The organism is Candidatus Symbiopectobacterium sp., from assembly GCF_020054415.1.
Taxonomy (GTDB): Bacteria; Pseudomonadota; Gammaproteobacteria; order Enterobacterales; family Enterobacteriaceae; genus Symbiopectobacterium.
Genome location: NZ_JAHWCO010000251.1, coordinates 1 through 10,796, shown reverse-complemented (window position 1 = coordinate 10,796; position 10,796 = coordinate 1). Strand labels below are relative to the sequence as shown.

The following is a 10,796-nucleotide window of genomic DNA, read 5'->3' as shown; positions in this document are numbered from 1 at the left end:
TGAGCAGCGAATAGTCTGGACAATGCAGCGACAATTTAATCAGTTTAAAAATCGAGTCAACAAAGCCCTGTAAAGCCCTCAATGAAAGGCCAAACACGCGTTTCATCATCAGGACTGTGGTGATGGTCATATCTGAGTAGTGGAGAGGTCGTCCACGCCGTTCAGTAGTGTTTTTTTCCGTCCATGCAGCAATGGCTGATTCATCTAGCCATACGGTTAGAGAACCGCGCTGCTTGAGGGCCTTGTTATAAGAGGGCCAGTTGGTGATTTTAAAATTTTGTTTTGCTATGGAGACCTGATTTTGAAACAACTGTGGTGATCTGCTCCGATGATTACCCAAAAGTTCTATTTATTCAACAAAGCCGGTTGATGACAGAGTATATCGGTGAATATTGCGAAAGCATCAATGAAAGCGTTGATGGTGTCGTTGGCCTAAATCTTGCTGTATCGAATACACCGCAGCCCGTACTACTGAAAAAGGATCATTATCATGTGTCTCGGCATTCCCGGAAAGGTCCTCGCACTGGCGGACAACGTGCAGGATACAGCGTGGGTAGATGTATTCGGCGTTAAGCGTGAAGTGAATGTTGCGCTGGTGGCGGATGGCGTTGACGTTGCCAGTCTGATCGGCAGTCGGGTGTTGGTACACGTCGGGTTTGCCATGAGTCGGTTGGATGAACAGGAAGCGCTCGACACGCTGGCAGCACTGCGCCAAATAGAAGAGGTAGAGCACGATGTTACAATGTTTCTGAAACAGTGAGCCCTTTTGTGATTTACGTCAAGAAATTTAACTGTTAAAATATGATAATGAAAATAACTCTCATTGTCGATGACCATCGTATTTATGTTTATTTGGCAGAAGTGTTTGACTGTACTGTTTTTTATGTTCTCCAGTTTGTCGGCGTTAGCCACAACGGATTACAACACCTTCATCCATGATATTCAGAGCCGCCTGGATAAGACCGCTGAACTCTACCAGCAGCAGAAGCTGGATGAAGCCCGTACCGAAGTTCAGATGGCCTACTTCGAGGTGTTTGAGAACCTAGAAGGGCCGATTCGTATCAACATCTCCGCGCAGAAAAGCTATCAACTGGAAGCCACCTTTGGTGAAATTCGCCGTATGATTGGCGAAGGTAAGCCGCAAGACGACATTCAGGCCAAGGTGAACTGGCTGAAAGGCGAGTTGGATAGCGTGTTGCCGGTGTTGACTGACGGTCACAAATTAGTGGCGCAGGAGCAGCACGGGGCTTATGGCAACAGCGATATCGCCCTCTACTGGCAGCAAAGTTTCAAAATCATTGACGATGGGTTGGAACAGGCAGTGGCTGACTATCAGGCGGGCGACTATCAGAAAGCCAGTCAAAGCGTACAGCAGGCGCACTATCAGGGAGTTAAAAACTCCGAGATGGAAATGTCGGTGCGCCAAAACCGCTCCTCGCAGCAAGCTGCCTCAATCAACCAGCAATTCAGCGCACTGATTGCGCTGACCGCTCAGCCGGATCAAATGAGCGAAGTGGCTTATCGGGTCACCACGCTGTTGCAAGATATCGAAGATGTGCTGCCGGGCTTGCCCACCACCCGCGACGACCAGCCGGTATCAGCGGCACCGGATAGCAGCATCGCAGGCGCTGACGTCCCGGATGCGGACTGGGCCAGCGTAGTGAATAACATCAACCAGGCTATCGCAGCGGCGATTGCGCAGTATGAAAGCGGGCAGGCAAAACCGGCCATTATGGCGGTGCAGGATGCCTACTTCGATCTGTTTGAAGCCAGCGGCATGGAGAACAAAGTCGGCTCGCGTGATTTCGCATTCAAATCCACGCTGGAAGGCTACTTCACCCGACTGGTCAGTATGATGAGCGCCGGACAGACGGTTTCTGAGCTGCATGCGCAGGCCGATGCGATGCAACAGGACTTGGCTAACGCGGTCACTATGCTTGACAGTGGCAGTGAAACGCACTGGAGCCTGCTGATTTACAGTCTGTTGATCATCGTGCGCGAAGGGCTGGAGGCGCTGCTTATCGTGGCGGCCATTGTCGCCTATCTGGTGAAAAACAATCACCATGACAAGCTGCCGTTGATCCGCCAGTCGGTGTACGTGGCGCTGGTGTGCAGCGTATTGACCGCCGTGCTGTTCCAGATGCTGTTCAGTAATTCCGGTGCCAGCCGTGAATTGCTGGAAGGGTTCACCATGCTGATTGCGGTGGTAATGTTGTTCAGCATGAGCTATTGGCTACTGTCGAAAGTCGAAGCCCGACATTGGAAAGCGTATCTGGAAGGAAAGCTGTCGCATTCCCTGAGCAGCGGTTCGGTAATTGGTTTGTGGCTGGCCAGCTTCTTGGCGGTGTACCGCGAAGGCGCGGAAACGGTACTGTTCTACTTTGCGTTAGTGGGTGATGCCAGCAACGTGGCGGGGCACCTCTCTATTTTGGCGGGCTTCCTGATTGGCTGCGTGATATTGCTTATCGCTTATCTGGTGATGCGCTTTACCGTAGTCAAACTGCCGCTGAAACCCTTCTTCATGTTTACCGGCTGTTTCATGTATCTGATGGCGTTTGTGTTCGCAGGTAAAGGGGTACTGGAGTTAATTGAAGGCAAGATGTTTGAGCCGACGCTGTTGACGTGGGTTCAGGAAATCAGCGTATTGGGGATCTACCCCTACGTCGAAACGCTGATACCGCAAGTCGTATTGGCGTTCGCTGCTCTGGCCGCGCTGTGGATTATGCGTCAGCGCGCTGAGACGTTCGAATATGGGAAGCAATGATAAGCAAAAATCAAAAACAACATGATATTGATGATATGAGGATGTGTTTGATGAAGATGCAAAAAAGTTTGATTGCCAGCGCGATTATTGCCGGAGTATTAACGGCACCTGCCGCGTTCGCGTTTACCGAACATCCGGCTGGCGAGCCGATCACCATTAACGAACTGGAGATTGCTGCGGTCTACTTGCATCCGATTGACATGGAACCGCGCGGCATGGGTCTGCCTGCGGCTAAATCCGATATTCACTTGGAAGCCGATATCCACGCTGTGGAGGGTAACAAAAACGGCTTCGGCGCAGGCGAATGGATGCCGTACCTGACTATCGCTTACACCCTGGTGAACACCGATACCGGTGCCAAACAGGAAGGGACCTTCATGCCGATGGTGGCGAGCGATGGCCCGCACTACGGTGCCAACATCAAAATGATGGGCGTAGGTAACTACAAAGTGACCTACCACATTGAGCCACCGTCAAAAGCTGGTATGCACCGCCATACCGATGGCGAAACCGGTGTTGGCCGCTGGTGGAAACCGTTTGATGTCAGCTATGACTTCAAATACGTTGGTCTGGACAAATAATTCGATCCTGGATTGCGTAAGGCCGTTACGGAAACTCCCCCTGCCGCCCTGGGCGCGGGGGGCTTCGCCTGAGTGTACGTTATGAGTCATTTTTTTGTTACCGTGCTACAAGCGTTTTTACCTGTTGCACTGCTGTTAGGGCTCCACTGGAGTCACCGTTCTGCTCCTCGTCTGCGCCCGCTAGTGTGGACCACGCTACTGGCGTTGCTGGTCGGTACGTTGGTGGGAATTCGCCTGCCTTCCAGTCAAACCGTTCAACTCATCCTTACCGTGATTCAAGTGGTCGCGCTGGCGCTGTTTTTACTGAGCCAATTCACGCAGAGTAGCAAACTCGGCTACCTCTGGCAGGGGGCATTGATCATCGGGGCCGCCGTGCATTGGGGCGACGATCCCAATCTGACGGCACTGACTACCACTCATGTGGTGAACACTGATTTACTGTTGAACATCAGCGCGGCGATTCTGGCCTTTGGTTGGGTCGCTTTTAGTGCTGTGCTGTGCAGCATGATGGTGCGGCGTTTACCGCGTCTGCGCTGGCCGCTACTGCTGCTGCTGCTGGCATTGCTGGTGCTGCCGCTGAGCGGCGGTCTGATGTTACTGTTGATGAAGCTGCAAGCGCTGGGTTTGACCAAACCGCGCCTGAACTTTGTGGCGCGCGTCACCAATAACGGCGCGGCGCTTAACTATTTCTGTGCACTGCTGTTGGCGTTGCTATTGGCCGGTTTCATGTTGCCGTTGCTGAAAACCCGTCAGCAGATGCAGGCAACCGATGAGGCGATAGCCAAGCGCAAGGCAACGGCTGATTACCGGAATACACGCCGGACCTTTACCGCCGCGTTGCTGGCGCTGCTGGTGGTGACGCTGGGGCAGCTTTATTGGGACAAAGTGGCATCGCAGCCTCCGCGCTTATCGGAAGCGCAAACCGTAACACTGGGCCCGGATGGCAAAGTGAATATTCCTATCGAGCAGGTGCGTGACGGCAAACTGCACCGTTTTGTCTGGATTGCTGATGACGGCAAAGCCATTCGCTTCTTTGTGATTAACCGCTATCCCGACCGACTTCGCCTTGGCGTGGTGTTTGATGCTTGTCTGCTGTGTGGCGATCAGGGTTACGTGATGGAAGGCAATCAGGTGATTTGTGTGGCTTGCGGTGTGCGGATCTTTATTCCTTCCATCGGTAAGGCTGGTGGATGTAACCCGGTACCGATTGAAGGCTGGAGCAACGACGACAACGAACTGGTGATCAGCTACGCGTCGCTGGCGGTGGGAGCGAACTACTTCACCAACGTGGTTTCCATGGATGTGGTGGATCCGGTTGACGGCAGCAAGCTGACCAACCTGAAAGCCGAGCACAAATACCGCTATGCCGGGAAGACCTACTTCTTTGTATCGGAAGCAAACTACAACAAGTTCCGTGACAATCCCCGCAGCTTTGTGACAGCACATCCAGCGGGTAATACCGAGTCTGCGACGGATAACGCCGCAGCGGACGAGGAGGAATAATCATGTTATGGCGCATGCTACGTCAGTCATGGAGTCGCAATGTGCGGCGCAAATCGCTGGCGGTATTGACGGTGTTTCTGGCTGCCGGGTTGATCTCGGCGCTGCTGGCGGTATCGATCGATATTGGCGACAAAATGGCGCGCGAGCTGAAATCCTACGGTGCCAATATTCTGGTTGAACCCGCCGGTCAGGCGACGCTGCCTGCGCTCTTTGGTGAAAATAGCAATCCGCTGGCCAGTGAAGAGTTTCTTGATGAATCAGAACTACTCAACATCAAGGATATCTTTTGGCGTAACAATATTGTCGGCTTTGCACCGCTGCTCAGCGGGGATGTGATCGTTGCCGGCAAGCACATTTCCGTGCTTGGCACCTTCTTTTCTCAACAGATCACCATCCCGGATGAAGAGGATTACCACACCGGACAACAGAGCGTCAGCCCTTACTGGCAGGTGACCGGCAATTGGCCTACTGAACCGGTGAGCGAAAGCGCCTTGCAGAGCGGGCAGGGGATTGACGTGCTGGCGGGAAAACAACTGGCACAGCAAAACGGCTGGCAGGTGGGGCAAACGTTACGTTTACAAGGGCCTGAACGCACGCTGGATGTGCGTATCAGCGGCATTCTTGCCAGCGGTGGCGATGAAGAGAACCGACTGGTGATGCCGCTGGCAGCGGTGCAGAACATGCTGGGACTGGAAGGCAAGATTCAGGCCGTGCGTGTGTCTGCACTGACGGTGCCGGAAAACGAGCTGTCACGCCGGGCGCGGGAGAATCTCGAAGCGCTCAACGCGGAAGAGTATGACTTGTGGTATTGCACCGCTTACGTGTCGTCGATTGCCCACCAGTTGGAAGAAGCCATATCAGGATCGGTGGTTCGGCCTATCTGGCAGGTGGCGGCGTCAGAAGGTGTGGTGATCGACAAGATTCAGTTGCTGCTGGGCGTGGTGACCTTTGCCGCACTGGTCGCTGCCGCCATGGGCATCGCGTCCTTGATGACCAGTACCATCATGGAGCGCTCCAAGGAAATCGGTTTGATGAAAGCGCTCGGCGCACGGCAGTGGCAGATCATGCTGCTGTTCTATCTTGAAGCGGCGATGAGCGGCTTGCTCGGCGGCGCATTAGGATGTATTGCAGGTTGGGGATTGGCGCGTACGATTGGCTTGATGCTGTTTGGCGTACCGCTCAGTTTCGCTTGGGTGGTGATCCCGTGTGTACTGGTGATCGCCATGCTGATTGCCGTTATAGGCACTTGGTTCCCGGCGCGGCGCATTGCCCGACTCTACCCGGTGGAGGTGCTGTATGGCCGTTAAACACTCGGGTTCAGAGCGTAGGATCGGCAGTATGTTCTGGCGACTGGTGATTCGCGCATTGCGCTTGCAGCGTGTCAGCGTGGTGTTTGCTGCACTGACCGTCGGTGCCGCCATCGTTACCGCCATGTCGGCGGTGTACTTTGATATCAACGCCAAAATGAGCCAGGAGCTGCGTACCTTTGGTGCCAACTTTTATATTGGCCCGGCACACGGCGGCTCCCTGGCACAAAGCGGCTTTCAGCCGATTATCGACAACGCACCGCCGGGGTTAATCAATGCCGCCAGCCCGTATTTGTACGGTATGGCGCGTACCGAGTTGGAAAAAGTGGTGTTGATGGGCGTGTGGTTTGATGCGCTGCGCCAACTCTCTCCCTACTGGCAGGTAACCGGTGACTGGATTGGCGTCAAGTTTGACGATCGTAACGCTATGATCGGCGTCAAGCTGGCGGAACGACTGCATGTCAAAGTCGGCGATAATGTTACGCTGATCGATGGCAGCGAGCGTCAGCGCCTGCGTATCAAAGGGATTGTTGAAGCCGGTGACGCTACCGATAATATGCTGATTGTGAATCTGGAGCTGACGCAAAAATGGTTGCAAAAGGAAGGCACCATCAGTAACGCCCTGTTGAGTGTCAGCAACGATCTTGGGCAGGTGGATCGCTTTGCCGCCAGCCTGCAACAACAATATCCTGACCTCGAGATCCGGCCTATCCTGAAAGTTTCCGCCTCGGAAGGGCAGGTGCTGGACAAGATTAAAGGGCTGATGGGATTGGTTTCTGCCGTTATTCTGGTGATCTCTTCGCTGTGTGTAAACACCACCTTGATGGCGATTGTCGGTGAGCGTGCCAAAGAGTTTGCGTTGCAGAAAGCGTTGGGCGCGAACGGCAAAGATATCGTACGCCAGATGTTGGCCGAAACCGGTGTGATTGCGCTTGCGGCAGTAATGTGTGGTTGCCTGCTCGGTTATCTGTTGGCACATGTGCTGGGACTGACAGTGTTCAATGCCAGCATTTCGCTGCGTGCGCCGGTGCTGCCGTTGACGCTGCTACTGTCCTTGCTGGTGGCCGCCGCTGCCGCTGTGTTTCCTACCCGGCGCGCGATCCACGTCGAGCCCGCAAAAGTGTTAAAAGGGGAGTGATTCAATGGGTGTTGCACATAACCCGCAAGAGGCGGTGATTGAAACCCGCCAACTGTACAAACGCTTCGGGCAGGTCACTGCGCTGGAAAACATCAATATCCGTATTCAGCGCGGTGAATTTGTCGCCATTATGGGCGCATCCGGCTCGGGGAAAACTACGCTGATGAATATCCTGACCTGCCTCGATACCGTGACTGAAGGGCAGGTGCTGCTGGATGGCGTCTATGCTGCGGCGCTGGATGAAGAAGGGCGGCGACGCTTTCGCGCGGACAAAATCGGGCTGGTGTTTCAGCAGTTCCACCTGATCCCGTTTCTCACTGCGCTGGAAAACGTGATGCTGGCACAGCATTACCATAGCGTGGTGGATGAAACCGCGGCGCGCCAGGTGCTGGCGCAGGTCGGGCTGGAGCATCGAACCGATCACCTGCCGAGTCAGCTTTCCGGTGGGGAACAGCAGCGCGTCTGTATTGCTCGCGCGCTGGTGAATGAGCCGCCGGTGATCTTTGCCGATGAACCGACCGGTAATCTGGATGAAGAGAACGAACAGCGCGTGCTGGCGCTGTTGCAGGATCTGCATCATCAGGGACGTACCATTGTCATGGTGACGCACAACCCGGAACTGGGGCGTTTTGCTGATCGTATTATCCGCTTGCAGCACGGCAAGTACCTGAGCGAGGAGGTTCAACAACATGCAGTGGCGTGAACTGATAACGCTAGGGGGTCTGATAGGCGCGTTGGCACTGCTGTCAGGCTGCAAAGAAGAGCAGGTACAGGTTGGCGCACGCGCACCTGCGCTGGCGGCCTACGATCTGGCCGGACAACAGGTGGAACTGGCGCACTGGCAGGGCAAACAGATTTATCTCAACTTTTGGTCTTCCGGCTGTGGTGGTTGTCTGGCAGAGATGGCCACGTTGGAGAAATTGAGCAAAACCTACGCGGATAACGTGGTGGTGGTCGCGGTGAATACCGATCCTGATGGGGTGGATATTGCTGCACTATTGGCGCAGCAGCGCATTAGCTACCCGGTCATTCGTGACCGACTGGGCATTACCAAGGAACGCTATCAGGTGGTGGGTACGCCAACCTCGTTCGTGATTGAAGCGTCGGGTAAAGTGAAAGCCCAGCATGAAGGTGCCCGCAATGAGCAACAGTTAACGGCGCTGTTCAAACAACTCGCCACCGGGGCATAATCCCCTTTAGTTCGTGGCGCAGGGGGGAACTCTGCGCCGCCTTCAGGTTTATTTTTCCGGCACAGCCGTATCCACCTTCACCACGACAGATTTTGGTTTGATGCGCATGGCACCCACAACACCCACCAACAAACAGAAGATGCCGCACAGTGTCAGCAGCGGTGGCCACGCCTGACGCAGCATAAAGGTGTAGGTCAGCCCGGCCAGCGTTTCGAATACGATCAACGGTCCAACCAGCACTGTCGGCAGACGTTGACTGGCCTGATTCCAGCAGAAGGTGCCAAGCCAGGAGCAGAGCAACCCAATCGCTAGCATTAAGCCAATAAACACCAGTGGGCGTGGGCCAAACGGTAGGGAAAAGTCCGGTTTTGTCAGTGCGAGTTGTCCGCTGACAATCGCATAGGCCAGCAAGGCCATGGGTAACGTCACCATCCCTTGTGCGGTGGCCCAAGTGGTGGATTTTTTATCCAGATTACGGCGCAGCCAGCGTGCATTACGCAGCGGATACCAAGTCCAGCAGATGACCGCGATAATCGCCATGCCGAGCCCACTCAGATAACGCTCCATATCGACCTGCTGATCCTGAGCGCTCAGTTCTGCCAGATTCACGCATAACAGCCCAAGCAAAATCAGCAGCAGCGGTGGCGTTAATCGCCACCAGGAGAGCATGCCTTCCCGTCGCCCGTACAGCAGATTAGCGGTAACGGAAATCATCACCGGCAGCGTGCCGATAATCATGGTAGAGACGGGAGCGCCGGTACGCTGAATAGCGCTGGCAAGGAAAAAGTAATAGAGCAGATTACCCACCGCTGAAAGCTTCAGCGCTTCGATCCAGTCCGCACGGTTCAACCGACGCAGACGTTTCCTGTCAGCCCATGCCAATGGCAGCGCTATCAGCCCAAACGCCACATAACGGCCCGCAGACTGCAACGCGGAAGGGTATTCCGGCACCATCAACGGGCCCACAAAAATAAGCCCCCACATCAAACCCGCCGTCAGGGCGAAAACTATACCGCTTAACATATCACACCCGTTACCCATTTATGCTTGAAGGGTCAAGCCCTTGTGTTGTCGTATCACGGGAAGCCTAACCGGTAAGCAGAATAACATATTGTAGGATATTGCGCTTTTTTTAGCGGAGGCGGCCGTGCGGCATAACCTGTTTTTGATAGCAAACTGGCGTAATGCCATAACGCTGGGCAAAGGTGCGCGTCAGATGGGCCTGATCCGTCAGCCCAACCTCCGCCGCCACCTGTGCGGCGGGCATGCCGTGGCACAGCAATTGGTTGGCCCGCTGTAAACGAATCGCCATCAGCATTTGGTGTGGGGTGACGTGATAGTGCGCTTTAAAGCGCCGCTGAAAATGATAAGGGCTGAGGGATGCGACGGCGGCTAACTCGTTAAGCGTGATGGCCTGAGCAAAGTTATCGTTAAGGTAGTGCTTTACTTCGTCAAAGCGCGACAGACCTTGCGTTTGTAACGGCTGTGCTACGCGGGCAGAGGGACGAAAAAGATCGATGATGCTCAGCATCAAGCTGTCACAAGCCAGCGGGTCGTGAGCACGCCACAGTGCGGCCAGCAGCGCAGAAAGTTGGCGGGCTGCCAGTGGGTCATGCCGCACCACATCGCTAAACCACCAGCCTTGCTCACCAGAGATCACCTCCAACTGTGTGGGATCGATATAGATCATGCGATAACGCCATCCTTCCTCGCCGACAGCCTGCCCGGTATGCAGTTCATCTGGATTCATCAACACCAGCGTATCCTGCGCTGCCACGTGCTGAGCCCCCCGATAGCGAAACTGCTCGGCACCAAAGTCGATAGTACCGATACCAAAGGCGTCATGGGTATGGGGTTCAAAAGCACAGCGGGCAATGTGCGCCTGATATAATTCAACGCCGGGTTGCTGCGGCACATGACGAAATTGCGCGCGATCCAATGGACCTTGGAACATCTCGCGATCGACGCCTTCTTTTTTATCCAACAGCGAGAGAGGGGCGTTATTCATGTGCAGGTCCATGACGTATTTTTGAAGGAGTAAGAGGCTTTGTTGAATAAATAGATTTTATGCTGGCAGTCCAGTGAAACGACGGATCATCGCAACGCAAAATCATGCAGTTAGGCCTCATGAGAAAACTGTACACCTGAGGGGACAAGCATTTTCTACCAAAACTTGGCTTTGTTGAATAAATAGAACTTTTGGGTAATCATCGGAGCAGATCACCACAGTTGTTTCAAAATCAGGTCTCCATGGCAAAACAAAATTTTAAAATCACCAACTGGCCCTCTTATAACAAGGCCCTCAAGCAGCGC

12 protein-coding genes are annotated in these 10,796 nt (G+C 54.3%); 9 read left to right on the top strand and 3 right to left on the bottom strand.

Annotated features, from left to right (window positions below):
* Positions 1–289 (bottom strand): transposase (locus QZ506_RS07375; RefSeq protein WP_291970118.1); only part of this gene is annotated, 289 nt, incomplete at its 3' end.
* A 23-nt stretch (positions 290–312) separates the two neighbouring features.
* On the opposite strand from QZ506_RS07375, the gene QZ506_RS07370 reads away from it, so the two are divergent.
* The 9 genes from QZ506_RS07370 to QZ506_RS07330 all read left to right on the top strand — a co-directional run bounded on the left by QZ506_RS07370 (position 313) and on the right by QZ506_RS07330 (position 8,483).
* The gene (locus tag QZ506_RS07370) at positions 313–573 is read left to right on the top strand and encodes a hypothetical protein (RefSeq protein WP_291970112.1); all 261 of its coding nucleotides are present in this window, start codon (positions 313–315) and stop codon (positions 571–573) included.
* The gene (gene hypC / locus QZ506_RS07365; RefSeq protein WP_291970110.1) at positions 491–760 is read left to right on the top strand and encodes a HypC/HybG/HupF family hydrogenase formation chaperone; all 270 of its coding nucleotides are present in this window, start codon (positions 491–493) and stop codon (positions 758–760) included. The genes QZ506_RS07370 and hypC overlap by 83 nt, the downstream gene beginning before the upstream one ends.
* Before the next feature lie 84 nt (positions 761–844).
* The gene (locus QZ506_RS07360; RefSeq protein WP_367272984.1) at positions 845–2,764 is read left to right on the top strand and encodes an FTR1 family protein; all 1,920 of its coding nucleotides are present in this window, start codon (positions 845–847) and stop codon (positions 2,762–2,764) included.
* A gap of 50 nt (positions 2,765–2,814) precedes the next feature.
* On the top strand, positions 2,815–3,345 hold the full coding sequence (locus QZ506_RS07355; RefSeq protein WP_291970108.1) for an iron transporter: 531 nt from the start codon (positions 2,815–2,817) through the stop codon (positions 3,343–3,345).
* Positions 3,346–3,426: 81 nt separating this feature from the next.
* Complete coding sequence (locus QZ506_RS07350) at positions 3,427–4,848, top strand: Fe-S-containing protein (protein ID WP_291970106.1); 1,422 nt, start codon at positions 3,427–3,429, stop codon at positions 4,846–4,848.
* 2 nt (positions 4,849–4,850) lie between these two features.
* A complete protein-coding gene (locus QZ506_RS07345; protein ID WP_291970104.1) occupies positions 4,851–6,155 on the top strand; it encodes an ABC transporter permease in 1,305 nt (434 codons plus the stop codon).
* Positions 6,145–7,293 (top strand): ABC transporter permease, encoded by a 1,149-nt coding sequence (locus QZ506_RS07340; protein WP_367272983.1) that lies wholly within the window; start codon positions 6,145–6,147, stop codon positions 7,291–7,293. Before QZ506_RS07345 ends, QZ506_RS07340 begins: the two co-directional genes overlap by 11 nt.
* 4 nt (positions 7,294–7,297) lie before the next feature.
* Positions 7,298–7,996, top strand: a complete 699-nt coding sequence (locus tag QZ506_RS07335) for an ABC transporter ATP-binding protein (protein WP_291970100.1) — start codon at positions 7,298–7,300, stop codon at positions 7,994–7,996.
* Positions 7,983–8,483 (top strand): TlpA disulfide reductase family protein, encoded by a 501-nt coding sequence (locus QZ506_RS07330; protein WP_291970098.1) that lies wholly within the window; start codon positions 7,983–7,985, stop codon positions 8,481–8,483. The genes QZ506_RS07335 and QZ506_RS07330 overlap by 14 nt, the downstream gene beginning before the upstream one ends.
* A gap of 48 nt (positions 8,484–8,531) precedes the next feature.
* Here QZ506_RS07330 and QZ506_RS07325 read toward each other — a convergent pair whose 3' ends face one another.
* Positions 8,532–9,506, bottom strand: a complete 975-nt coding sequence (locus QZ506_RS07325; RefSeq protein ID WP_291970095.1) for a DMT family transporter — start codon at positions 9,504–9,506, stop codon at positions 8,532–8,534.
* 109 nt (positions 9,507–9,615) lie between these two features.
* The gene (locus tag QZ506_RS07320) at positions 9,616–10,437 is read right to left on the bottom strand and encodes an AraC family transcriptional regulator (RefSeq protein ID WP_291970114.1); all 822 of its coding nucleotides are present in this window, start codon (positions 10,435–10,437) and stop codon (positions 9,616–9,618) included.
* Between the last annotated feature and the right edge of the window lie 359 nt (positions 10,438–10,796).